The sequence below is a fragment of the Zunongwangia sp. L-65 genome, from assembly GCF_056859415.1.
Map to the genome: position 1 here is coordinate 14,959 of NZ_JBSXOK010000075.1, position 26,482 is coordinate 41,440.

Annotated in this window: 16 protein-coding genes and 1 riboswitch; of the genes, 10 read left to right on the forward strand and 6 right to left on the reverse strand. The window is 37.8% G+C overall.

The window, feature by feature from the left end; genetic code table 11:
* Positions 1 to 15: 15 nt before the first annotated feature.
* Together AC13DP_RS16685 and AC13DP_RS16690 are read right to left on the reverse strand one after the other, a co-directional pair.
* On the reverse strand, positions 16 to 795 hold the full coding sequence (locus tag AC13DP_RS16685; protein ID WP_483068135.1) for a HEAT repeat domain-containing protein: 780 nt from the start codon (positions 793 to 795) through the stop codon (positions 16 to 18).
* Positions 792 to 1,325: an RNA polymerase sigma factor gene (locus AC13DP_RS16690; RefSeq protein ID WP_483068136.1), complete on the reverse strand. Its 534-nt coding sequence runs from the start codon at positions 1,323 to 1,325 to the stop codon at positions 792 to 794. Before AC13DP_RS16690 ends, AC13DP_RS16685 begins: the two co-directional genes overlap by 4 nt.
* 751 nt (positions 1,326 to 2,076) lie before the next feature.
* Here AC13DP_RS16690 and AC13DP_RS16695 point away from each other — a divergent pair.
* From AC13DP_RS16695 to AC13DP_RS16730, 8 genes are all read left to right on the forward strand, one after another.
* Positions 2,077 to 2,499, forward strand: coding sequence for a DoxX family protein (locus AC13DP_RS16695; protein ID WP_483068137.1), 423 nt, complete (start codon positions 2,077 to 2,079; stop codon positions 2,497 to 2,499).
* An 819-nt stretch (positions 2,500 to 3,318) separates the two neighbouring features.
* Positions 3,319 to 6,045, forward strand: a complete 2,727-nt coding sequence (locus AC13DP_RS16700) for a substrate-binding domain-containing protein (protein WP_483068138.1) — start codon at positions 3,319 to 3,321, stop codon at positions 6,043 to 6,045.
* A gap of 240 nt (positions 6,046 to 6,285) precedes the next feature.
* A complete protein-coding gene (locus AC13DP_RS16705) occupies positions 6,286 to 7,605 on the forward strand; it encodes a sugar porter family MFS transporter (RefSeq protein ID WP_483068139.1) in 1,320 nt (439 codons plus the stop codon).
* 26 nt (positions 7,606 to 7,631) lie between these two features.
* Positions 7,632 to 9,245 carry a glycoside hydrolase family 32 protein gene (locus tag AC13DP_RS16710; RefSeq protein ID WP_483068140.1) on the forward strand — a complete coding sequence of 538 codons (1,614 nt, stop codon included), beginning with the start codon at positions 7,632 to 7,634 and terminating at the stop codon, positions 9,243 to 9,245.
* Positions 9,246 to 9,255: 10 nt separating this feature from the next.
* On the forward strand, positions 9,256 to 12,408 hold the full coding sequence (locus AC13DP_RS16715) for a SusC/RagA family TonB-linked outer membrane protein (RefSeq protein WP_483068141.1): 3,153 nt from the start codon (positions 9,256 to 9,258) through the stop codon (positions 12,406 to 12,408).
* Positions 12,409 to 12,420: 12 nt separating this feature from the next.
* Positions 12,421 to 13,314, forward strand: coding sequence for a RagB/SusD family nutrient uptake outer membrane protein (locus tag AC13DP_RS16720; RefSeq protein ID WP_483068142.1), 894 nt, complete (start codon positions 12,421 to 12,423; stop codon positions 13,312 to 13,314).
* A complete protein-coding gene (locus AC13DP_RS16725; protein WP_483068143.1) occupies positions 13,266 to 14,162 on the forward strand; it encodes a RagB/SusD family nutrient uptake outer membrane protein in 897 nt (298 codons plus the stop codon). The genes AC13DP_RS16720 and AC13DP_RS16725 overlap by 49 nt, the downstream gene beginning before the upstream one ends.
* 183 nt (positions 14,163 to 14,345) lie before the next feature.
* Complete coding sequence (locus AC13DP_RS16730) at positions 14,346 to 15,242, forward strand: carbohydrate kinase family protein (protein WP_483068144.1); 897 nt, start codon at positions 14,346 to 14,348, stop codon at positions 15,240 to 15,242.
* Positions 15,243 to 15,372: 130 nt separating this feature from the next.
* Here AC13DP_RS16730 and AC13DP_RS16735 read toward each other — a convergent pair whose 3' ends face one another.
* The 4 genes from AC13DP_RS16735 to AC13DP_RS16750 are packed head-to-tail and all read right to left on the reverse strand — an operon-like array spanning position 15,373 to position 22,406.
* On the reverse strand, positions 15,373 to 16,071 hold the full coding sequence (locus AC13DP_RS16735) for a gluconate 2-dehydrogenase subunit 3 family protein (RefSeq protein ID WP_483068145.1): 699 nt from the start codon (positions 16,069 to 16,071) through the stop codon (positions 15,373 to 15,375).
* A 3-nt stretch (positions 16,072 to 16,074) separates the two neighbouring features.
* Entirely contained in the window at positions 16,075 to 17,799 is a 1,725-nt protein-coding gene (locus AC13DP_RS16740; RefSeq protein ID WP_273300303.1) for a GMC family oxidoreductase, read from the reverse strand.
* A gap of 12 nt (positions 17,800 to 17,811) precedes the next feature.
* Positions 17,812 to 19,314, reverse strand: coding sequence for a RagB/SusD family nutrient uptake outer membrane protein (locus AC13DP_RS16745; protein ID WP_272957612.1), 1,503 nt, complete (start codon positions 19,312 to 19,314; stop codon positions 17,812 to 17,814).
* A gap of 17 nt (positions 19,315 to 19,331) precedes the next feature.
* The gene (locus AC13DP_RS16750) at positions 19,332 to 22,406 is read right to left on the reverse strand and encodes a SusC/RagA family TonB-linked outer membrane protein (RefSeq protein WP_483068146.1); all 3,075 of its coding nucleotides are present in this window, start codon (positions 22,404 to 22,406) and stop codon (positions 19,332 to 19,334) included.
* A gap of 695 nt (positions 22,407 to 23,101) precedes the next feature.
* A riboswitch (cobalamin riboswitch) is annotated at positions 23,102 to 23,313 on the forward strand.
* A gap of 107 nt (positions 23,314 to 23,420) precedes the next feature.
* On the opposite strand from AC13DP_RS16750, the gene AC13DP_RS16755 reads away from it, so the two are divergent.
* The gene (locus AC13DP_RS16755) at positions 23,421 to 24,569 is read left to right on the forward strand and encodes a hypothetical protein (protein ID WP_273300301.1); all 1,149 of its coding nucleotides are present in this window, start codon (positions 23,421 to 23,423) and stop codon (positions 24,567 to 24,569) included.
* 263 nt (positions 24,570 to 24,832) lie between these two features.
* Positions 24,833 to 26,245 carry an alkaline phosphatase gene (locus AC13DP_RS16760; protein ID WP_483068147.1) on the forward strand — a complete coding sequence of 471 codons (1,413 nt, stop codon included), beginning with the start codon at positions 24,833 to 24,835 and terminating at the stop codon, positions 26,243 to 26,245.
* Positions 26,246 to 26,482: the final 237 nt, after the last annotated feature.

Below are 26,482 nucleotides of genomic sequence, written 5' to 3' on the forward strand. Positions count from 1 at the left end.
TGTTTTTTTGATTGATTATAAAATTTGTGCAAGTCCCTGATTAACCTGATACTTTACGTATTGCGGTACTTCGGGTTGATTTAATAGTTTTTTCATGGGCTTTACCGAACGTTCATCCTTAACATGCACCAGAAACTGAATGATTGCAATCTGAACTTCAGGATTCTCTTCGGTTTCCAGCGTAGTGATAAAAGCATCTTTTACGAGCTGATTCTCCTGAAATCTCGATAATGACCCAGCTGCTGCCAGCCTTACATTGATATTATCATCTTTTTGTAATCTTCCGATGATGGCTTCCAATACCTGATTGTCTGGCATTTTTATATCTTCTGTATAATTGACGGCCTGTATTCTTTTACTGGCAGAACGATTATCAAGCATAGCTAAAGTCATATTGGTTTTAAGCTGCTGTGATTGTTGCTGTAACTGGACGATTTGTTTTTGTGCCAGTGCCTTGCCGCGATACTCTCCGTAAAGATAGCCTCCAAGCAAAAGCAGGATAGAAGCGGCAATTTGAAAAGCTGTTTTCCAATATAGTACCTGTACTTTGGGTTCATGATTTTTTAATTTCTGCTTTTCCCGTTGTAGCATGTCTTCAAAAGAGGTAAAGTGTCCGGTCTTTGGTTGTTCTGAAGAAACAACCTTGATAGTTTCCGTTAGCCTTCTAGTTTCTTCCAGTTCTTTTCTGCAAGCTTCGCATTGGCTTAGATGCTTTTCGAATTCATGGATTTCTTTTTCAGAAAGCTGTCTTTCCAAATAATCAAAAATTCGTTGTTCTATTTCGTTACAATTCATATCTCTACAGATTCAAAAAATAATTTTTTTAATTTCTTTAGGGTGCGGTGAGCTTTTATTTTGATCGCATTTTCCGTACTGCCTAAAACTTCTGCTATTTGCAGATAGCGCATTTCCTGAAAACGACTAAGGACTATTATTTCTCTTTCTTCAGGGGTTAATTTTTGCATTACCAATTTGAGTTTTATGATGTCATCATTCGTATCCTCTTCGTCTTCTTTAATTTGGTGAATTATGGTATGGTCCTCATTTTGATACTGGTTTTTTTGAGCTTTAAAATAATCGTAACTAAGATTGCGGGCAATCCTAAAGATCCAGGAATCAAACTTTCCACCCTGGTATGATTTGCGATATTTGATAGCTTTATAAAATGTGGTTTGCATTAAATCTTCACAGATATCTTTATCGCGAATCATCTGTATAAAAAAGTTATAGATCCATTGATGATATCGTTCATAAAGTATCCGCATCTCATCCAAATGATCCTTAGCAACCATGCTCATCAATTCTTCGTCGGTTAGGTTTTTCAAGTTTTTGATGTTGTTTACTCCTCGATAATCGAGATTAAATGCTCGGGTTCCTGTCTCTTGTCGATAGCTATCGGGAGCGGAATGCCTCGAAATAAAAAATGATGTTTTGATACATGCCTCATTGCCCTAAGCTCTTTTACTATAAAGACCTCAGATTTTTAAAAAGGTTTCACAACGCTTATTTTTTTATAAAGTATTTTAGTTACAGGTATATTGTACTACCCTCAATAAGCTGAGGCAATCTTATAGGAATCAGAAAACTTTTTGCAATTTAGAGGTATGCTCATAAGTATAGGGATCGTGTATTCTAGCTTCTGGCATTGCCAATAAATGATTTAAATTAGATAGCAGATGTAATTATAGAAACTTTTTGGAACGGAAAGTAAGAGCACGGATAATACGGGCTATTATATATTACGAATATTCATATGTAGAATATGTGAAAAACACTTTTGAATTGCCAGTCCAAATACAGATTTCGATGAGGTATTTCAGTTAAATATGATCAATACCAAAATTTTACCGGCAGTGCCCAAAACCATTGAAGGTTATAAAACCGATACTCAGATTAGTACTTCACAACAAGTGAAACCAGGGAATTTCTAAGGCAAAAAGTTTAGAATACCGTCCCAAGTTCGATGCTTTTAAGTTATTTCAGCTATTAAAAGAGTAGCATAATGTGAAATATTTGATAAAGCCTATTTGAAAATTGCGCTTATTCTTTTTCTATACTATCTTTTAGAAAAAAGAAATGAAAAGCATCAGAACACGAAATGTGGTTAGACTGTTAATGGGTTCAGCTATGGTATTTGCCGGTATAGCACACCTCACTTTTAAACGAAAAGAATTTCAGGCTCAGGTGCCCCGTTGGTTACCAGCAAATCAATCATTAATGGACGTAACGGTGCTTTTCTCTGGTATTGTTGAGATAACTCTGGGGGTATTAATGATTTTATGGAAAGAAAAACGAATTAGTACCGGATTGATGTTAGCCTTGTTTTATATTCTTATTTTTCCGGGAAACATATCCCAGTATACGAATAGGATTGATGCCTTTGGATTGGATACAGATACCAAACGTTTTATCCGTTTGTTGTTTCAGCCTTTATTAGTCTATGGAGCTCTTTGGTCTACGGGAGCAGACAGGTATTTAATTGAAAAGTTTAATAAATAAACCCGGTGTATGCTCTAGAGGTAGAAACCATAAAAGCTTTTGAAAATCTTGGTGAATTTCAATAATCATCAGTAACGGATTATTATATTTTTTAGAGGCAATTCATAAAAAGGTCGAAAGTTTAAGATACAATAACGGTCCATGGGCCGGTTATTTTTTAATTTAGCTGTTTCACTTTCTTTCTCTTTTTCGCCATGCTGCATTGTTTTACCAGTGATTGAACATAATAAAACATTAAGGAATAACTTTATCCGGAAACATTACCAAGATTAAATTCTGCCATTTGCTTTCTGAAAACCGAAGACGGTCTATAAGCGCTTTGAAACTCACAAATATCGATTTTTTCACCTCTTTTTGTATTAAGGATTGATGCGTAGTTTACTCGACCCATGGAATCAAAGGCTAGGGAAGGATGCCTCGAAGCAAAAAGTAATTTCCTAATAAGTGTATTTATTGATTTACGCAGATGTAGTGTACTGATCTGCTAAGATTTATAACAGATAAAATCTGTGACTTTAAAAGTTGTTGGAATCATTCTATAGCCAGTCATTTTAACCTCTTCAATTGGAAGGTATATTAAATGTTTCCCAGGCAATGTTTGATAGAAAAAATAAAATATTAAAAGTCATTTTCTAGCGGAAGACTGTTAAGGAAATTAAAAAAAGTTATGAACCCAAAACGAGTGGTATATTTATTCAACTTAATGATTTGTAGAGCGTTTAGATGGCATAGAAGTAAAAGGGTTTACAAATTAGGCACCTCTATTTGTTGTTAAACAATTTTTAAATTTTATTTTAGAAGCTTGTTAACTACTAATCAATGAAGTCTTTAATTAAGTTTTTCCTTCTTACCATTTTTTTCCTCTTATTCCTTTCGTGCAATCAACAACATAGGGAGGAGAACTATAGAATTGGTTTTTCGCAAGCGATGACAACAGACAATTGGCGCCGTGAGATGAATAAATCCATGCAACTGGAAGCTTCGCTTCACCCAGAAATTGTTCTTGAAATTAAGGATGCTGAGAACAGTGTTGCCCAACAGGTTAAGCAGATAGAAGGATTTATTAAAGACGGTGTAGATGTGCTTATTGTGTCTCCTATCCAGTCTAATCCCATTACTACTGTTATAGAAAAGGCGATGGATGCAGGCATCCCAACTATTGTTATCGATAGAAAAATAGATGGGAGCAATTTTACAGCTTATATTGGTGCAAATAATGTAGAAGTGGGGCGCAATGCCGCAAAATATATCATTTCCCATTCAGGTGAACCCGCTGAAATCATAGAAATTACCGGTCAGGAAGGATCTTCGCCTGCCCATGAAAGAAGTGAAGGCTTTAGAAGGGCGATAAACCAGATTCCTAATTTAACTATATCCCATCTCATTAAAGGCGATTGGGAAAAAGCCTCCATAAAAGAGGAATTATCAAAGCTTTTAGATTCCACCGAAATCCCAAAGTACATTTTTGCACATAATGACCGAATGGCCCTGGGAGCCTGGGAGGTGGTAAAAGAGAAATCTATGGAAAATGATATCCATGTTATTGGAGTGGATGGACTTTTTGGCCCTAATGGAGGAATTCAATTAGTTAAAGATCGTATTCTGGAGGCCACAGTGCTTTATCCTACCGGGGGAATGGAGGCAATAAAATTGGCTGAGGATTTGATCAATCAACAAAGCATTGAAAAGAATAATATACTGAAGACGATTATTATAGATTCTGTAAATGTTGGGATCATGAAGAACCAGTTCGATAAAATGAACCAACAGCAGAATGATATTGAGCACCAACAGGAAGTAATCGATAAACAAATCAACACGTACAATTCGCAATCGAAGCTTATCCAGTTAATGATATTTTTATTAGTCCTGCTTTTAATACTAAGCATATGGAGTATTTATCTGGTTGTTAAGCTTAGAAAGCATAAAAGAAATCTGGAGTCGAGTAATACAGAGATCCTGGCACAGCGAAATAAAATTGAAGAGTTCGCGGAAAAATTGAAAATTTCTAATGAAAGTAAGATCAATTTTTTCACGGCCTTGTCGCATGAATTCAAAACGCCATTAACGCTTATTACCAGTTCAATTGAGTCAATATCCGAACGTCCTTCTAAAGAATCGCAGGAGATCTCTTATGAGACCAATCTTATTATAAATAACTCCAGAAGATTGCTACGTCTTATTAATGAGCTGTTGGATTTCAGAAAAATCGAAAATGGCAGTTTCGATTTAAGGGTTACAAAGACCAAAATCGTTCCTTTTCTGAAAAATATAGTTGATAATTTCAAAAGCGAAGCGCTTAAAAAATCTATTGATCTTAAATTTTCCTATAAAAGCGAAGATCTTCAGCTTTATCTAGATAGGAAAATGATGGATAAAGTCTTTTTTAACATCCTTTCTAATGCCTTTAAGTTTACTCCTAAAAATGGAAAAGTTCATATTACAATAGAAGAGGAGGAGGAAAAAGTTGAAATTTTATTTAAGGACTCCGGTATAGGGATTCCGAAAGAAGAATTCCAAAGTATTTTTGATCCGTATATGCAGGCTAGTAACAATACCAGGCCCAGTTCTGGTATTGGGCTGTATATTACCCGCCAGTTTGTGGAATTACATAAAGGGAATATTAGTGTTTCTTCCAACCAGGGAGCCGAATTTAAAATTTCGCTATTAAAAGGTGATGTTCATTTAAAAGAGTATGTTATTTCTGAAGTTCAAAAGGGGATGGATACCTCTTCTGAGAGGAACCGGGTGGAGAATCTAATTCCTGAAGAGATAGATGCTAATAAAAACTTGAGGGAAAATGCGGAATCGGTATTGATCATTGAAGATAATCTCGAACTATCCTTTTTGCTTCAGAAAAAATTAAGCTCAGAATATAAGGTTTACGTTTCTGACGGCGTGGATGGTGTTGAAAAAGCCCTTGAAGTTATTCCAGATGTGATGATATGTGATATTAACCTGCCAGATAAAGATGGATTTCAGATATGCCGGGAGTTAAAGAGCGATCTACGAACTTCCCATATTCCTACTATCATATTAACCGCTTTAAGTGATAAGGAATCGAGGCTTAAAGCCCTAAAAGCAGGGGCAGATATTTATATTACTAAGCCTTTCAATAATCAGATCTTAATGGAGTCCATTAAATCGGCTTTATTTAATCGGGAAAAACTACGATATTATTATACCAACCGTATAGATAAAGTGAATGGAGAGAACTTTGCCGGAGCCGAGCAATTTTTTCTTAAAGAGCTTAATGCCCTCATTGATGCTAACCTCAAAAATTCAAGTTTTACTGTAGAAGATCTTGCATTTAGTTTAGAGATTTCGAGAGTGCAATTGTATAGAAAAGTAAAAGCGCTGTTAGGTATGAGTGTTAATGAGTACATTAATTCGCTACGCCTTAAAAAAGCTAAAAATTTACTCCAGAATTCAAAGCTAAATATTTCTGAGATTGCTTATGAAGTTGGCTATTCCTCCCCGGGATATTTTTCAACATCCTTTAAGAAGGAATATGGTATTTCTCCTAAAGAGTTAAAAACCTGTTAATCACGAAATCTCAAACCTTGTAGTTGGTTTTTTAATTATGATACATTATTGAAGTTTATGTATCATAATTGAAACTATATCGTTTTCGGTTTATTTTTAAAAGTAGTTTAAATTTCTGATTATTAGTTTTTTATATTAAATTTTGCTTATCCTTAACATTATTAAAATCATTTGCGAAATTATTAAAATATAAGGGTGGGTTTTAAGCATACTTTAGTTTTTAGACATAAAAATTAAGTTATGAATAAAATTCTAACCTGGTCCATAAGTGCTGCACTTGCTGGTTTTTTATTTGGTTTTGATACTGTGGTCATTTCAGGAGCCGACAAGCAGCTTCAGGCACTATGGAATACTTCAGATGCTTTTCATGGATCTGTTGTGATGGCGATGGCCTTATGGGGAACTGTGGTAGGTGCTATTTTTGGAGGTATTCCCACCAATAAATGGGGAAGAAAGAACACACTTGTAATAATAGGAATACTATATTTTGTATCTGCTTTGGGATCAGGCCTTGTTAATGATCCTATTTCTTTTGCAATTTTTCGTTTTCTTGGAGGCCTTGGAGTAGGGGCTTCAACCATTGCCGCACCGGCTTATGTATCTGAGATTTCACCAGCCAATAAAAGGGGAAGACTGGTGTCTCTTTATCAGTTTAATATCGTATTGGGTATTTTAATAGCATTCTTGTCCAACTATTTGTTGCGTAATACCGGAGCTCAACCCTGGCGGTGGATGATAGGTATAGAAGCATTGCCCGCGCTCCTATACATTCTATTTGTCATATTTATTCCTAGAAGCCCAAGGTGGCTAATTTCCAAAGGAAGAATTGAGGAAGCAGAAAAAGTGCTATCTATGATCAATCCGCATATCGATTCTCGAAAGGAGTTGCGTGAGATACAGAAGTTAGATGATAAAGAACAAACAGGAGAAAATATCTTTCTGAAAAAGTATCGTTTTCCTTTGATTCTTGCATTTTTGATAACTTTTTTTAACCAGCTTTCGGGGATAAATGCCTTTTTATATTATGCTCCAAGAATATTTGAATCTGCCGGTTTAGGGGAAAGCACTGCACTTTTAAGTAGTATTGGAATTGGAGTGGTGAATCTTCTGTTTACTCTTCTGGGAGTTTTTTTAATAGATCGACTTGGTAGAAAACAACTTTTACTCTATGGCTCCATAGGTTATATAATCTCTCTTTCTCTTGTATCTGCCGCTTTTTTCTTGAATTGGGGAGGAATGTGGGTTCCGGTTTTCCTTTTCCTTTTTATAGCATCCCACGCAATAGGACAGGGAGCGGTGATATGGGTATTTATCTCTGAAATATTTCCAAACCGTTTACGTGCATCAGGCCAGGCATTTGGTTCTTCAACGCATTGGGTACTCGCAGCAATTATTCCATCAAGTATTCCATTTCTTTTTAGCACTATAGGTCCTGGATATGTATTTGCCTTCTTCGCTTTTATGATGGTACTGCAATTGGTCTTCGTGATTTTTATGATGCCAGAAACCAAGGGAAAATCCCTGGAAGAGCTAAGTGAACAACTTTCTATAAACAAATAAATAAACCAATTAACAACGAATCAAATATGAAAAAAATAGTCTACTTATTAGTCTATATGATCATTCCTGTTAGCTTTTTTACGTCATGTAAAGAAACCAAAGAGCATGCAGCACCTATAAAAGATCAAACAAAAATGACTTCTGTCGAGATTCAGAAAGATGAGGATTTTAGGCCTAATTTTCACTTCACCCCCAAAAATAACTGGATGAACGACCCTAACGGTATGTTTTACTTTAACGGGTATTTTCATTTGTTTTTTCAATATTATCCAGATGATAATGTTTGGGGGCCTATGCATTGGGGCCATGCCATTAGCAGCGATATGATTTCTTGGAAAGAACAGCCAATCGCGATCTACCCAGACGAGAAAGGATATATTTTCTCTGGTAGTGCCGTAGTAGATAAAAACAATACATCGGGTTTTGGTAAAGATGGTAAAACCCCAATTGTAGCCATGTTTACTTACCATGATCCAAAAGGAGAAGAAAAAGGAGCTATAGATTACCAGTCGCAGGCCATCGCATACAGTCTGGATGAAGGTCAAACCTGGACTAAATATGAGGCGAATCCGGTAATTGAAAATCCTGGTATTAAGGATTTCAGGGATCCAAAAGTGATCTGGGATGGAATTCACCAACAGTGGATTATGGTCTTGGCCGCACACGATAAAACACTATTTTATGCTTCTAAAGACCTTAAAAACTGGACTCGCCAATCTGAATTTGGTGAAGGTATTGGGGCACATGGGGGAGTTTGGGAATGCCCAGATTTCTTCCCAATGTATGTAGAAGGTACCGATGAGGTAAAATGGGTACTAATTCAAAGTCTTAATCCCGGCGGATATAATGGAGGATCTGGAACGCAATATTTTATTGGTGATTTTGACGGTAAAAAATTTACTCCGGTAGAACAAATGAGTAATCTGGACTCGAATCACCCGTACTGGATAGATTTCGGAAAAGATAATTATGCGGGTGTTACCTGGGCTAATATTCCTGAGGAGAACGGAAGAGTATTGTTTTTGGGATGGATGTCCAATTGGGAATATGCGCAAAAAGTACCTACAGAAACCTGGCGTAGTGCCATGACTGTTGCTCGAGAGCTAAAACTTGAAAAACTGGATGGTAAATACCTTATTAGCTCAGTGCCGGTAAAAGAGTTGCGAAGCTATCGTAGTAAAAAATATAAAGCTCAAAATGTTCAGATTGATGGATTAACCAAGATCATTAATGCTGAAAAAATTGCGCTTAGCAGTGTAGAAATAAGATTTGAAATTTCTGATTTACAGAAAACGACATACCAATTTAAACTTTCAAATTCAGTAGGAGATGAGCTTCTTTTTGGATATGATCACTCCAACAACGAGTTTTTTATCAATAGATCTAAAGCAGGTCAGACAGATTTCTCTAAAGAATTCACTTCAGAAATATCAACAGCACCACGAATTTCAACGGCAAATAAATTTGATGGAGCGATCATAATAGACAGAACTTCTATTGAATTATTCTTTGATGAAGGAAAAACAGTGATGACTGAAATTTTCTTCCCAAATCGTCCCTGGGAAACGCTTTCAGTACAATCAATGGATGTCCCGTTTACCCTAAATGAAATAGAAGCCTACCAACTAACATTTAACTAAAATGAACATTATGAAATTAAATTCGATTTTATTTTTTATGTTCCTACTCTCGCTGAATTTTCTTTCGGCACAGGGGATTGAAGTATCAGGAACAGTAACCACAGCAGAGGAAGGAATGCTTCTTCCCGGCGCATCTGTATTTGTAAAAGGAACAAGTAATGGAACATCTACCGATTTTGATGGGAATTACATCTTAAAAAATGTTCCTGAAGATGGCATTTTGGTCTTCACGTTTGTTGGATACAGCGAAACTGAAATACCCGTAAATGGTAATACAAAAATAGATGTAGCCTTAAAGGCAGATTCTGCCTTACTGGACGAAGTTGTATTAACAGGATACTCCAGGGAAAGAAAGGTAGATGTAACCGGAGCCATAACGGTTGTTCAAACAGGTCCTATAGAAGGACAAAGTAGAAGTTCAGGAAATACTATGCAGGCGCTACAGGGAAGGGTTCCTGGCCTTTTTGTGGAAAAATCTGGAGATCCTACGGGAGCAAGTAGCAGGGTGCTTATTAGAGGTATAACCACTTTAGGGAACAATGATCCACTTTATGTAATAGATGGAGTCCCTACACAGCGACAGGAAATTTTTTCTTCTATAAATCCAGATGCTATTGAATCTATCCAGGTACTTAAGGATGCTTCTGCCTCTTCCCTTTACGGAGCAAGGGCCGGGAATGGTGTAATTGTGGTGACAACCAAGAATAAGGCCGGGCGTGCAGAAAAAGTAAGTGTAAGTTTTAATTCAAATTTTTCTGTACAATCTGAAAAACAACAGCGTTATGATATGCTTAACTCGGTTCAACGAGGACAGGTTTTATGGAGGGCTTCTGTAAATGATGGTGCCGATCCTGCATCAGGCTATGGTGAGATCTATAATTTCGACTGGAATAATGATTTCCAAAATCCTGTACTAAATAGCGTTACCGTAAGACCTTTTGTGGGTGGAGATGAGACGGTTCCGGCGGGAGATACAGACTGGCAGGAAGCAACTTACGAAACAGGATATGTTTATAATAATGAGCTAACTGTTGCTGCTAGTTCCGAAAAATCGTCATTTCTGGTAAATCTTGGGCACCTTAAAAATACTGGGATTCTTAAATACACCAATTATGATCGTTTAACGGCCAGGATCAATGCAAGTGCAAATCTCTTTGATGATAAGGTACGTGTTGGTGTAAATACACAATTCTCAACTTCAGATGAAACACTGGCATCTCCAGATGTGGGAAGTGCACCAACTCCCGGTTTAGCGGTATCTCTGGCACCAACAATACCCGTATATGATAGTAATGGGGATTTTGCAGGACCCATTGGAGCAGGATATTCAGATAGGAACAACCCTGTATTGATACAATATTTAAATAGATGGGATAATACAGAGAAAAATAATTTCTTTGGAAACATTTATGTAGAAGCCGATCTTTTAGAAAATCTAAGCTTTAGATCTAGTTTGGGGGTAGACTTTAATGATTTTAAAAGAAAAGATATAGAACCACGCGTAAATAACGGCTTTATTACCAGAACGAATAACAGCCTGACTTTTGATACCAATAAATACACCAGTGTGGTGTTTACAAATACGCTAAATTATGAACTGGAACTAGGAGATCATAACTTTGGGGTACTTCTGGGAGTGGAGTCAGTTAAAAATGATTTTGACAGTGTTCTTGCAAGAGCTGAAGGTTTTGCCGTAGAAGAAGAATCTTATTTTGTATTGGATGCCGGGACAGGCGCAAGAACGGCTAACGGAAGCTCTTCTGGTAACCGATTACTGTCTCAGTTTGGTAAAATAAATTATTCTTTTAGTAATAGATATTTAGCTTCTGTTACAGTGCGTAGAGATGGTTCTTCCAGGTTTGGAAAGAATAATCGATATGGAGTATTCCCGGCGGTAACAGCAGGTTGGAGGATAAGTAATGAAGACTTTTTTAATGAAATAGAAACCATTACCAATTTAAAATTAAGAGCAGGTTATGGAGAAGTGGGGAATCAGTCTATTGGCGATCTTGCCAGATTCGGACTATATGAAGCAAGATATGGCTCAACACTTTCGCAATATGCCAGTGGTTTCTTTGAGCAATATTATAATATAGGTACTGCTTATGATATTAATGGTAATAATACAGGAAATTTACCCTCTGGTTTTGTTTCTGTGCAGGCAGAGAATCCAGATCTTAAATGGGAAACGACCAAAGAATGGAACTTTGGGGTAGATTTTGGACTTTTTGATAATAAATTAAGTGGTTCTTTTGACTATTTTACCAGGGAAACGGTAGATATTTTAACCACGCCTCCAATTCCCTCAGTACTTGGGGAAGGTCAGCAACGGGTTTTAAACGGTGCAACAACCAAAACCAGAGGATGGGAGTTTGCCCTTGCGTATAGTACTACCTTCGAAAATGAACTTACTTTTTCAGTTTCAACTAATTTCTCTTCTTTTAGGGACGAGATCACTTTTCTTCCAGAAGAAGTACGGGCAGGATTCCCGGGAACGGCACAAAATTCTATATTGGGACATTCTCAATTTTCGATATTTGGCTATAAATCTGATGGTCTCTTCCAAAGTCAGGAAGATATAGATAGCTCGCCAGAACAAGTTGGGGCTCGCCCGGGAGGTATCAAATTTAAAGACCTTAATGGAGATAATGTTATAGATACAGATGACCGTGATTTTATAGGAACAACCTTACCAGATTTAGAATATGGTATAAGAATAAATCTTGGTTATAAGAACTGGGATTTCTCGGTATTTGGATCTGGAGTGACGGGGAGAATTGGTCAGGATCCTTACATATCCTGGAACAATTTTGTTCAGGGTAGGGAAAATGCAGGAATGGGAGTGCTAGACGCCTGGACACCAAATAATACCAATACCGATATTCCATCTTTATCGCTTGCCTTTAATGATTTGAGAACTTCAGATTATTTGTTCCGTAACAATTCATATTTCAAGATTAGAAATGCGCAGCTGGGATATTCCCTATCCGACACTTTAATTGAAAAAATTGGTGTTTTAGAGAGCTTTAGAATCTATCTACAGGGAGAGAACTTGTTATGGTTTACACCTAATGATTATATAGGTTCAGATCCTGAAAGAACAGATGTGAATAGAATCCCAGTACCAACGGTGTTTTCTGTTGGCCTAAACATGAATTTTTAAAAAATGATACTCATGAAAAATATAAAATATATCATAACAGGATTGTTGCTTTCTGGTTTTTTAATATCCTGCTCAGAAGATTTTTTAGAATATAAACCAGAAGGAGTGCTTTCCAACGAAAATGTAGCAACAGCTGAAAATGCTGAATCTCTTGTGATTGCTGCTTATGCAGGAATTGCCAATGATGATATGATAGGTCCTTTAACCCACATGTGGGTGTATGGGAGTGTTCGCTCTGATGATTCCTATAAAGGAGGAGGAGGCCGAAGTGATGTTGGCGAGGTTGATAGGTATGAACAATATTATCTAACGGTTCCAGATCAGGGAGAATTGATGGCACCAAGAACATGGACCAATTATTACAAAGCGATCTCCAGAATAAATTTTGCGTTAAGCGTAATAAATGATATTCCTGAAGCCGAGTACGAAGTAAAAACGACCCGACAGGGAGAGTTGAGGTTTTTGCGTGCTCATTGCCATTTCATGCTGAAAAGAATATTCAAAAAGATTCCTTATATCACTGAAGATCTTACCAAAGATGAAATTGCCGATACAGGAAATGATCTGCCAAATAATGAATTATGGAATATGATCGCTGACGATTTTCTTTTTGCCTATAATAATTTGCCGGAGGAGCAGGATGAAGTTGGGCGTGCAGACAGGAGTGCCGCTGCTGCCTATCTGGCTAAAACTAAGTTATACCAGGCTTATGAGCAGGACGAAAACAATCAGGTAGTTAGCATAAATAGCTCTTTGCTTCAGGAAGTTATAAACTATACAGATGAGGTTATTGGTAGTCTTGAGCCCGATTACGCGAATAATTTTCTTGTGGATTATGAAAATGGCCCAGAATCTATTTGGCAGCACAATTCTCTATTAATGATGGTACCAGAGTTGGAAGGGTAAGCTTCGTTACAGGTTTAAATTCTCCTCATGGCACCGGACTTTATGGATGTTGCGGCTTTCATCTCGCCAGTCAGAATATGGTAAATTCATTTAGAACAGATGCAAATGGCCTGCCTTTATTAGATTCCTTCAATCAATCAGATATACTCAACAATGTTCAGGCAGACGGAACTGTAGCCGTATCTTCAGGCTTAACCGTAGATCCTAGATTGGATCATACGGTAGGAATACCAGGGCGCCCTTTTAAATATCGAAATACCGTGAGTGAACAGGGGGATATGATCTATAAGTTTAGTTGGGCACGAGATCCGGGAGTTTATGGTTTCTTTGGAAATATGAAGGAACAGCAAGCGCCAGACTGTTCCTGCTATATAAAAGAAGGTCCTTTTGTTGGAACTTCAAGAAACGTAATATTTATTAGATATGCAGATGTACTTTTATTTAAAGCGGAAGCCCTTATTCAGTTAGATCGATATACTGAAGCATTGCCTTTGATAAATAAAGTTAGAGAACGAGCCGCTGCGAGTACACAAAAACCGATTGCTGCCGGAGCTTCAGATATCTACAATGTAGGATTATATACCTCTTTCCCGAATAAAGAATTTGCCTGGAAAGCACTAAAATTTGAGAGAAGGCTTGAATTTGGAATGGAAGGGCCACGATTTTTTGATTTGGTGAGATGGGGCGAAGCCGAAGAAACGCTGAATGCTTACCTGGATGAAGAAAAGACTAAAAGAGACTTTTTAGCCAACGCAGTATTTACAGCAGGGAGAGATGAATATTATCCAATCCCACAACGTGAAATTGATTTTACAGGCGGACTTTACGTTCAGAACGCTGGATATTAATTGTTGATGATTGTTTTGGATTGCTTTAAAAACACGGGGTTTGCCTCGTGTTTTTTTACTCGATAATCGAGAGTAAATGCTCCCTCGAAATAAAAATATCATCTTCAAATTAAATGCTTCGGGGCTTGCTCCGAAGATATTTACGTGAAAATAGTATTCCCTTTTTAAATTCTTAATCAAGAAATGATAACAAAAAAAATAAAAGCAGTGTGTTTTGGAGAAATCCTTTATGATGTTTTTCCTGCGAAAGAAAGAATAGGTGGTGCACCATTAAACGTAGCGAGCAGACTAAGCAGTATGGGGATAGAGACAGAGATGATTAGTAAGGTTGGTGTGGATGAAAAAGGAGATGAATTGCTTAGCTATCTTAACTCAAGACATATAGAAACCGGGAATATTTTACAAGATGAAAAGCATAATACCGGGATTGTAAATGTTAGCCTTTCTGCCAATGGATCTGCTACTTATAAAATTGAATATCCTTCAGCATGGGATAAGATCGAGCTTAAAGATGAAATGTCTGAATCTGTCTTAAATGCAGATGTTTTTATATTCGGAAGTTTAGTTTGCCGTGATGAGATAAGTAGAGGTACTTTGTTCAAGCTTATTAAGAAAGCTAAGTTTCGTGTGCTGGATTTTAACCTGAGACCTCCACATTATTCAAAGGAATTATTGATGTCATTGATAGGACATGCAGAGTTTATAAAGTTCAATGATGATGAGCTTTTTGAAATTGCAGCTTTGCTAGGCTCTAAGTATAATTCCCTGGAACAAAATCTTCATTTTATTGCAGGAAAATCTAATGCAACATCAATATGCGTGACTAAAGGTAGACACGGTGCCGTGTTTCTGCATAATAAAAAGCTCTATTATAATTCTGGTTACAAGGTACAGGTAAAAGATACCGTTGGGGCAGGAGATTCATTTCTTGCAACATTAATTGCCAAGCTGTTGCAGGGAAAAGAACCGCAACAGTCACTCGATCAGGCTTGTGCAATGGGCGCGCTGGTAGCCGGGCAAGAGGGGGCCAATCCAGTTATTACAGGGGAAATGCTTCAATCATTTATTAATCCTTATTAATCTATGCTGAAATCTCTCTTTTCAGCTAAAAAGCCCCGTATCGTCATGATAACGGGGCTTTTATTTTAGGACTATTGAAAATAATAAGTTTTCTTCAGTCTTCTTACATTAAAAATTTGATATCTACAGCTTAAAGCAGATAGTTATCCCAGTTCATTACCTCATGTCGGGTTTCGGGATCCATAGCCACTTTTAGAAGTTTCTCATCGTATTGCATTCCGTGTTTTTGTAGTACTTCTTCGGGGATTCCGTCCCATACATTTGGCCGGTTTCCCTGGTAATCCAGATAATCGATACCTTCTTTGCTGGTGAAGAATCCCGTAATCACTAACTTTTTAAATTCTTCAAAAAACACAGGACCCGGGGAATTTTTAAGGTGGTCTTCTGGATAAGCAATAGTATCGATAATTTCTATTTGCTGCGCTTCAGAAATGTCGATAAACCCTTTATCAAATCTTTTATGACTCTCCCGGTTTAGCCACATTAAACCACCTCTTAAGGGAAGTTGTAAGGCGGGGATATCCTTCACCATAAATTCTATAAATGAGGGCACGCCGGTTGCGGATGCACTTACCGAATCTTCATCTTCAGGAATGATAATATCAGAAAGAACGGTAATCGTTGCCATTTCTTCATCATTAAAGAATTTTTCGCTTCTTAGCGCTTCATCTCTGGAAGCTTCAGCAGGTGTACGGCCATAACCCGGAGCTTCTTCGATGATATCTCCTTTTTCAATGGGTTTTTCTTTTTCCTGGACACAGCTACTAAGCATAACACTGGAAGCTACTCCACCAATGAACATTTTTTTTAGCGATTCTCTTCTATCCATAATTTAGATATTACCATTTTTTAATTCCTGAGTTAAATAGTCTGATGCACGCCATGCCAGTGCCAGTATCGTCCAGGTAGGATTTTTATCTGCCTGAGAAACAAAAGGACCACCATCCATAATAAAAAGATTGGGAACATCGTGGGCCTGATTATACGAATTAACCACCGAAGTTTTTGGATCATTCCCCATTCGGGTGGTTCCCACTTCATGGATAATACGACCGGGGTTTTCAAGACCATAACTGGTCTCTTTTCCTGCTTTTTTACCCAGTGGTACCCCGCCCATCTGATGGATGATCTCCTCAAAAGTATCCTGCATATGGGCTGCCTGTTTTACCTCTTCTTCACTCCATGAATAATTGAATTTTAAAACAGGGATACCGTATTTATCTACTACCTGATGATCGATTTCACAATAATTTTCTTTTCTGGGAATGCTTTCTCCACGGCCTGCCATTCCAAAGGTGGCACCGTAAAAGCGTTTTATATCATTCTTTAAGCCTTTTCCATAGGCACTTTTAGTGGAACCCGTGATGTTTTGCAGTTCTGTAGTATTAAAACCAAAACCATAAGAAGGCATGCCCATACCTCCCCAATATTCAATATGATATCCACGAGTAAATCCTAAATTCATCTTACCGTTTAGCCACCAGGGCGTATACAGGTGCATTCCTCCAACACCATCCTCGTTGTATCTTTTACGATCCATAAGGTCGGGTAGAAATCCCATTCTGGAAGAACCTGTAGAATCGTGAAGATAGTGTCCTACCACACCGCTTGAATTGGCAAGGCCGTCAGGGTGGTTAGCCGATTTTGAGTTTAGAAGGATTCTTGCTGAGCTACAGGCGCTAGCGGCCAGTATGACTACACGGGCTTTAATCGTGTAGTCTTTAAGGTCTTCTTTATCGATATACGATACTCCCTGAACCTCTCCTTCGCCATTGGTGATGACTTCCCTCACCATTGCGTTTACATACAAATCCAGATTTCCTGTTTCTAACGCAGGTTTTACAAGTACTGATGAGGATGAGAAATCTCCATAAACCGAGCAGGATCTGGAGCACTGACTACAGTAAAAACAGGCCCCTCGTTGCTTATTTACCGTTCGTGTAAGAATAGAAAGGCGAGAAGGAATCATTGGGATACCGCTTTTAGCAGCACCTTTCTGAATATAAAGTTCATGCAATCTCGGTTTTGGTGGAGGGAGAAAATAACCATCAGGTTCGTTAGGAATATTTTCTTTGGTTCCAAAAACACCTATTAATTTATCTACCTTATCATAATATGGCTGTACATCCTTATAACCAATTGGCCAGTTGTCTCCCTTGCCATCATAGTCTTTCCTTTTAAAATCCAAAGGGCCAAAACGCAGGGATATTCTTCCCCAGTGATTGGTTCTACCACCTAACATTCTGGAGCGAAACCAGTCGAATTCGGTATTTGCGGCTTTGGTATAAGGTTCTCCATCAAGTTCCCAGCCTCCATAGGCCATATCGAAATCTCCAAATGGTCGTGTAGTAGAGGCTCCTCTTCTTGGGGACTCCCAGGGCCATCGTAACTGGGTTCTTTGATCGGGATTTTTTGGATCAAAATCAGGACCGGCTTCCAGCATGGCAATTTTAAAACCGGCATCGGCCAGTACTTTGGCTGCCATACCTCCACCAGCACCAGAACCTACGATGCATACATCGTAGGTTTTGGCTGTTTTTTTTATTTGAAATGACATAGATATAAAGTTCTACCAACCTGGATTTTGTTCCAGTTTGGGGTTATTATCAATCTCACGCTGAGGTATCGCAAATAATAAATACTTCTCGGTTAGGGTAGGGCCATAAGAAAATGAATGACCTACAAAATTCTCCCAGTTACCGGTTTCTGTATTTAATACCTGGCGTCTTCTTAGCATGTCGAACCAGTATTTATTCTCAAAAGCCAGTTCATGTAAGCCTTCCGTCCAGATATCTTCTGCCGTGATGCTTGCATCAAAATCAGGTAATTCGGCGCGATCCCTGATTTGATTAATTGCAGCTAATACTTCAGGAGTTGCACCGTAGGCTTCGAAACCTGCTTCCGCGTAAATTAATAAAATTTCCGCATATCTGTAGAAAGTCCAGTTTAATTCACTTTGCGCACTTCTTAAGACCGCGTCTTCATCAAAAAACTTGTAAATATATGGCGTTCCAAAATCTACAATCTGATCGGAATTTTCATAAGAAGGATAAGAGGTATAGTAAAATTCTTCTTCTTCAATTCGCCTGTCATCATTCTGATAAGTATCTAGAAAAGCCCGGGTAGGAAACATTACTCCAAATTCGTCTGCATATGCAGAAATATTACGAGCTCTTGGCAATAACCATTGAGTTACTGCATTGGTGATATTAGCACCGGCAAGGTACTGGCTTTGAAAAATTAGTTCTCCTGTGTTTTTTATAGCCGGATCATGAAGCGCGTCATAATTATCGAAAAGGGAATAATTTCCAGCGTCAATAATTTCTTTTGCCTTTTCCGCTGCCATTTCATAATATTCATCTCCGGCCTGTAATGGATATCCGGCCATGGTAAGATACACATCGGCTAACATTGTTTTTACGGCCGTACTGGTAACCCTACCCCTGGTATTTGTTCCTGGCAGATCGGCAGCTTCGGCCTCCTGAAGATCAGTGACGATAGTTGCGTATACTTCAGCTTTATCTGTTCGTTCAGGATAAAGCAATTCTGAACCGGCATCTACAGGTTCTAGGATCAATGGAACGTCACCAAACATTCTAACAAGATTAAAATAGTGAAAAGCACGCATAAATTTTGCTTCGGCCACAAAGTGTTCACGATCAGTTTCATTCATCTGAATCTCCGGAATCCTTTGAATCGCCAAATTGGCATTGGCTATTGCTTCATAGCTATTTTGCCACCATACACTAAAATAGTTGTTCTCTGCATTGGTAGAGAGGGTACGAAGATCCCGGTTAAATTGACTTTGTCCTACTTCTGTATTTAGTAGACCTGTTGGGAATTCCAGGGCCATAAAAGGACTCTCTCCATAGGTTCCGGCCCCAGAGGTGATAAAGCGTAGCTGCTCGTATAAGGTGTTAATGGAAGATTCAGCATGTTCTGGGGTTTGGAAATAATTTTCCTGGGTATAATTGGATTTATTTTCTTCTTCCAAAAAGTCAGAACAACTATTTAGTGATAGCAATGCGGTCATTAGACCGGTATATAAGGATAATCTATAATTAAATTTCATACTGCTGTTATTAAAATTTATAAACTAATGTTTAATCCTAGCGTAAAGTTTCTAGGTTTTGGATAACCAAAGAATGTTATTCCCTGTGCAAATGCATTCCCATAGGTACTTACTTCTGGATCATATCCTGTATAGTCGGTGATCAGGAAGAAATTCTGCATTGATGCATAGAGTCTAAGCTGGTTCACATGAATACGTTCTAAAACATCTGACGAAAAGTTATATCCCAGTATCAGGTTCCTGCCACGAATAAAAGATCCATCTTCCACCATTCTGGTATCTACGGTCGAGGTATAATTGGCTCTGGCGGGCCTGTTTTGAGCAATTAAAGTATTTTGATTATCGGGCGTCCATCCATTTAGTACAGTAGCGTAACTGTTCGCCTGCCCGGTTCTGTCTTCTCCAGAGTGTCTGGAAAGGTTTAAAATATCGTTTCCATACATAAACTGGAGGTCCAGGGTTAAATCCCAGTTCTTATAAGTGAATGTGTTAAATAAGGCTCCAAATCCATCGGCATAACCATTTCCCATTATCACTCTGTCTGCATCGTTAATAGCACCATCTCCATTGATGTCGGTATGTTTCACATCTCCGGGTAGGTCTCCATATTCGGCAGCTTCTGCAGCTTCAGATTGTCCCCAGGTCCCTTCGCGAATAAGTCCGTAAAAGGATCCTACAGATTCTCCTACTCTTAAGACATTGGTGTTTGATAGAAAATAAGGTCCGGGGAAAATATCGTCATTAGCTTCTCCCAGGGCTAATATTTCGTTTCTGTTGAATGAGATATTAAAAGTGGTGGTCCAGCTAAAATTGTCAGTCTGAATATTTCTGGTGTCCAGGGTTATTTCCAGTCCCTTATTTTCCATACTTCCTATGTTTGTATAGATGTTAGAAAAACCACTGGAAAAAGGTACTGGTGCATTTAACAGCATGTCTGTGGTCTTCTTATAATACACATCGGTTTGTAATTCGATTCGGTTTCTAAACAAACCTAGTTCGATACCAAAATCTATTTGTGCAGTTTTTTCCCATTTAAGATTAGGGTTTGGAAGTGTTCCTATACCAACCCCTGGTGCTCTTTCACCGCCAAGGATAGCCACATTGGAACTCATGGTAGCAAGAGATTGGTAAACTCCTATTTCAGAGTTTCCGGTTTCACCATAACTGGTACGTAATTTTAAATTTGAAATGGTATTACTGTCTTCAAGAAAATTTTCTTCAGAAACTTTCCAGGCAAATGCGGCAGATGGGAAAAAAGCTCTTTTATTATCACTACCAAATTTAGAGGAACCATCCAATCGTCCTGTAACTGTAAATAGGTATTTATTCATCAGGCTATAATTTACCCTTCCGAAATAAGAATTCATTGCCCATTTGTAAACTTCAGACTGAGGGGTTAACGGATTTGCGCCTACTGAAAGATTATTATATTTATAAAAATCGTCAGAAAAACCTCTGGCACCGGCATAGGAGGTAGCATAATCATATTGTTGCCAACCAATACCCGCAAGTGCTGTTAACCTATGATCTTCGTTAAATTGTTTCTCATAGTTTAGGTAATTTTCAAACTGCCAGTAATTACTACGTGTATTTCTTATGGAAGCTTCCCCGTCAAAATCGGCACTTAACTGTCTTAGATTACGGCCGCTGTAAAAGCTTTCCTGGGTATTTATAATGTTTGCTCCTATATTGCTACGTAATTGTAAATCATCAGTAAATGATATTCGCGCTTCTACATTTCCAAGGAAGGTTTGTGTTTTAAAGATATTTTCTCTGTTTCGTAATAAATTTACAGGATTTTCCCCTCCTTCCATGTTTGGATAATCTGCATTAGTGCCATAAGAACCATCCTCGTACTGAACGGGAACAATTGGAAGGGTTTCCACGATCATACGCAATGGGGTTAATCCTCCAACACCTCCGTCCACTCGGTTTTCTTCTACGTGGTTAAAGGTCATACCTCCGCTAACACTTAACCAGTCATTTATTTTGTTATCGGTTACAAATCGCCCAGAGTAGCGCTTTAAATAAGAGTTTAATAACAAGCCTTCCTGATTCGCATAATTAAGGAAGATTCCGTACGAATTATCTTTATCTCCTTTGGTGAAAGAAAGATTATGATTTGTGCTAACGGTTGTCCTCATGGCTTCATCTTGCCAGTCGGTATCGTATAAAGGATTCCCATTCTCATCGAAAAGACGGGCTGCATCATCAGTTCTATAATTCATGGGATTTTCGTAGCGACCTGCGGCCCATCCCTCCGGATCATATTTTTCAGCATTTTGATAGGAATTCATTTCTACCTGTAGAAATTCCCTGGCGTTTAGTACATCCACACGATTAGCAAGTGAACCTATAGTAACAAAGCTGCTATAGTTTAGTCGTCCTTCACCAGAACTTCCCCTTTTTGTGGTCACTACGATTACCCCATTGGCTCCCCGGGCTCCGTATATTGCGGTAGCCGAAGCATCTTTTAGAACATCGATGGATTCAATATCATTAGGATTGAGGTAGTTAATAGGACCAGCTCCTATAACACCGTCTACAACGTATAATGGACCGTTATCTCCATTTATGGAATTATTACCACGAATTCTAACATTGGTGTTTCCACCTGGGCGACCGGAATTTGTACTGATGTTTACTCCGGCTGCTTTCCCTGCAAGTGCCTGTTCAGGGTTCGTTACCGGCATTTCCTGAATAGACTTACTGCTAACAGTAGATACAGCACCTGTTAGATCTGATTTTCGTTGGGTACCATATCCCACTACTACTACTTCGTCTAGCGATTCCTGATCGGTTTCCAGAACAATATTGATTTCTTCACGGCCATCAACCGGAATTTCTTTCGTGGCATAACCTAAAAAGCTTACTACTAAGACAGCATTTGAAGACACCTCTTTTAAAGAGAAATTACCATCAAAATCGGTTTGTGTACCGTTGGTGGTACCTTTTACAATTACATTCGCTCCAGGGACAGGACCGGCATTATCGGTTACTGTACCTGAGATCGAAATTTCTTGGGCTAGGGAAACCTGGGCACATAAAAATAGTACCGCTATAAGCGTCCCTCTAAATAGTCGTTTGCTCATAAAAATCTGGATTAAAAATTTCATAATTGGGTTAAGAATTTGAAAAAAAGGAAATAATAAAATGTTACTAAAACGTTTTATTACAAAAATGAAATTATTGATACTTATAAATCTCAAAAATTATTATCGACGAACAACAGCTGTGAATCGACGGACAACAAAAACTACAACGTTGTAGTGTTGTTGATTGTTATTTTAACATAAAAATCATTATAATGAAGTTAATTTGGTATTTTATTAGAATTTAACAGCCTTAATTACGCTAGTGTCTAAAAAAAATAATATTATGGAATTATTTAACTGAATACTTGTCATTCTTTCGAGGTATACTATCATTGCACAATAGAAAATATATTGAAGTATTATCGGAAGTTTTGAAAAACTTAAAGACATAAATTCATTTTTATAAGACCAAGCTTTAAAGATTTGCAATAAGCCCTGAACTACCAGAATGAAGAATTAATAGGCGAATGCTTATATAAATCATTGATTTACTGCTTTTAATCGATGATCCATATAAAAAGTTCCCATTTACTAATCATCGCGATAGGATCGTTAGGTCTCAAAAAAATATCGATTAAATTACTTCTTGAGCTTAAGCTGAGATAGTTTTTGCGCATCATATACACTCAATAACAATCAAAAAAGCTAAAATTTTTATACATAGTATAGCACGTTATCCTAATTTTTAAGTTAACATTGTCTCGATTTTCGGTTACTGTTCCTTGGGATGGTATTAAAAGGGAATCAGGTGTAAACCCTGAACAGTTCCCGCTGCTGTAAATTCTTTCCGGATAAAATGCCGGAAAATCTTTCTAAATTATTAGTTGTATTCCACTGTCATTAGTGATGGGAAGGATTAGAAAGAGGAATGAGTCAGAAGACCTGCCGAAAGTTTTAAAAACAAAGCTTTCGGGAGTTATTGCTTTGGGTAGATTTCTATTCTAACCTTAGACCCCTGTGTTTTGTTTTGTAAATAAGTTGATACTTAATTATTAATCTTAATACAAACAAATGCATCAAAAATTATCATTTTCACTGTTAATCCTTATTAGCGGACTTTTTTTATTCAGCTCATGTAATAATGATGATGACGAGATTAGTATTCCAATGGGATTTGCTAGTTCATCCTATCAAAAAGAATACGAATTACTTCTTGGTAGCGATACTTTAACTATCCAACCTGAAATTCTAAATCTTCCGGAAGAAGCCCGTTTTAACTGGAGGTTAGAGGGACAGCATCTTTCTGGGGATTCACGTCTTAATTTTGTCCCGACGGAAGCCGGTAATTTTATCCTCGACCTGGTGGTATCCACTATTTCTGATTCTATTCATAGAACTTACAGGTTGAAGGTCAATGATCCTTATGATCTTTATTATCGACCGGTAACGGAGAATAGCAGTGAATTTATTTCAAAGATAATTGCATATAAACCGGCGCCGGGGCAGTATATAAACTCTACTTATGGATCTATGGAAGATGCTATAGATTTAATAGGGGATAAAACAGCTACACTTTCTTTAGGAGCCTGGGGTGGTTATATTATTTTCAGTTTTGATCATACAATTATAAATCGTGAAGAAAATAAGGATTTCATTATCTATGGAAATGCAATGAAAGGTCTATCTGAGCCTGGTATCGTAAAGGTGTCTTTCGACGCGAATGGAAATGGATTAGCTGATGATGAGTGGTACGAACTTGCCGGAAGTGCTCACTATAAAGAGGGAACGCTATTTAGTTACGGAATTACCTACTCGAATCCGGGAGAATATGCCAATGTACCCTGGGTAGATAGTAAAGCCGTACAGGATAGTGTAATGATTAATGCATATCATACTCAAAACTACTATCCATTATTCATAGAAGAAAGAAACAAAATGAGCTTTCAGGGCACCAGAGTATTTCCTAAGATTAATTTAGATGGATTTGCCAGTATTGATGCTTTGGAATGGGGGTATGTGGATAATTATGATGCAGATTATGCCAGTTATGGAGGAAATGCCATGGATATTGACTGGGCAGTAGATGAGCAGATGAATCTTGTGAAGTTACAAGGAATAGATTTTGTTAAAGTATATACCGGAGCTCAGGGAAATGCAGGCTGGCTTGGAGAAATTTCCACGGAAATAAAAGGAGCAGCAGATTTATCTATGTTGGAATAAGGTTCAATTCAACAGCGCTGAATGAATTTTAAACTCTAACTTAAGAAGGTATAAAACATATTAGGTGTTTTCTTAATCCGGTTTATACCTCCTTTATATAAAAGCAGGGGAGTAGATGTCATAAACGACCTCATTACTGCAGGTGGAGAATTGTCATTAAACGCCAACTAAAGTTAGTCACAGAATAAAAAAGAAAAGTTAACATCTATATAATATGGATTTCTAAAAAACATCTTATTTTTAACGCAACTAATATGCGTTAAATGAAAAGAAGAGAATTTTTTAAAAATAGTAGTCTTTTTGCTTTTGGGGGATTGGTAAGCGATTTTCATCCAAGTGTCTGGCTGAACAACAAAAGTGATTTTACACCAAAAAAGGCGAAGAATATCATATTTATGGTAAGCGATGGGATGAGCAGTGGTACTCTAAATATGGCAGATCGGCTTTTACAGGTAAAGAATGGTACGGGAAGTCATTGGTTGGATTTATACCGTGAAGGAAAAATTAGTCGTGCCCTTATGGACACCGCTTCTGCAGATTCAATGGTTACTGATTCTGCTGCTGCCAGCTCTTCCTGGGGCGGTGGAAAACGAGTTCCCAATGGTTCTTTAAATGTTTCAGCAAACGGGGAAAAGCATCTTCCTATTCTACAAAAGTTTAAGAAATCTGGTAAAAAAGTAGGTTGTGTGACCAGCGTTCCTATTACCCATGCTACTCCCGCCGGTTTTTGTGTGATGCAAAAGAATCGTGGAGACCAGAATAAAATTGCTGAAGATTATCTTGAAATTGAATTTGATGTTATGATGGGCGGTGGTAACGAAAATTTTGCGGCCGATAAGCGGGAGGATGGCCGTGATCTTTACAGCGAATTTGAAAATAAAAACTACCAGGTTTTTAAAACGAGGAAGGAACTTTTGGATTATGAAGGATCAAATAAAATCCTGGGCGTTTTTTCAGATGAGGCTTTACCGTACGCGATAGATCGTGCTCATGATTCTAACTTAAAAGAAAATACCCCGTCTTTAGCTGAAATGGCCAAACAAGCCGTGCAACACTTATCTAAAAGCAATGATGAGGGGTTTGTATTACAAATAGAAGGAGGAAAGGTAGATTGGGCAGCACATGCTAATGATGCAGCGGCATTGTTATACGATCAGATCGCTTTTGATGAAGCGATCAAAGAGGTTATGGATTTTGCAGAAAAAGACAGGGAGACGCTGGTTATTATTACTACAGATCACGGAAACGCTAATCCCGGTTTAATTAAAGGGAAGTATGTGGATCAAAACTTTAGCAACTTACAGCATTTTACCCATACCAATGCCTGGTTGCTTGAGGAAATTAAAAAGAAAGCAAATTCATTTTCATCGATAAGGGAAATGGTTGCGAGTGTTAATGGCGATCAAACCATAACCGAAGAAGAAGCAAAAGTGCTTCTCAATTATTATCAAAAGAATAATGGAGGTTTATATAACACCGGGAACTTACCTTATGGGCCTCTTTCTGAAATGCAGAAGAAATATACCTCTATAGGCTGGATAAGTATGGATCATTCTGGGGATTACGTAGAATTGGCCGCTTATGGCCCGGGCAGCGATCAACTAAAGCCATTTGTAAAAAACTATGAGCTTCATGACTTTATGTTAGAAGTCGCCGAAGTAGAGGATAAGTTTTAGTGGCATCAAGAAATAATTACCGGAGGTTGATTGAAATCTTTGCAAGAGATGTTGTATCGAAGCTTCTATTTTTGGTGATTCGATACAAATTTTCCTTGAAAATTCACTCAATGTCCAAAATTAGATGCCATGAATAAGCGTACTACGGTATTTTATTGAATATAAATTCGGTTATATATAAAAAAGGGGATTGAAAATCCCCTTTTCATCATTAAAAAATAACCGGTAAAGATGGAG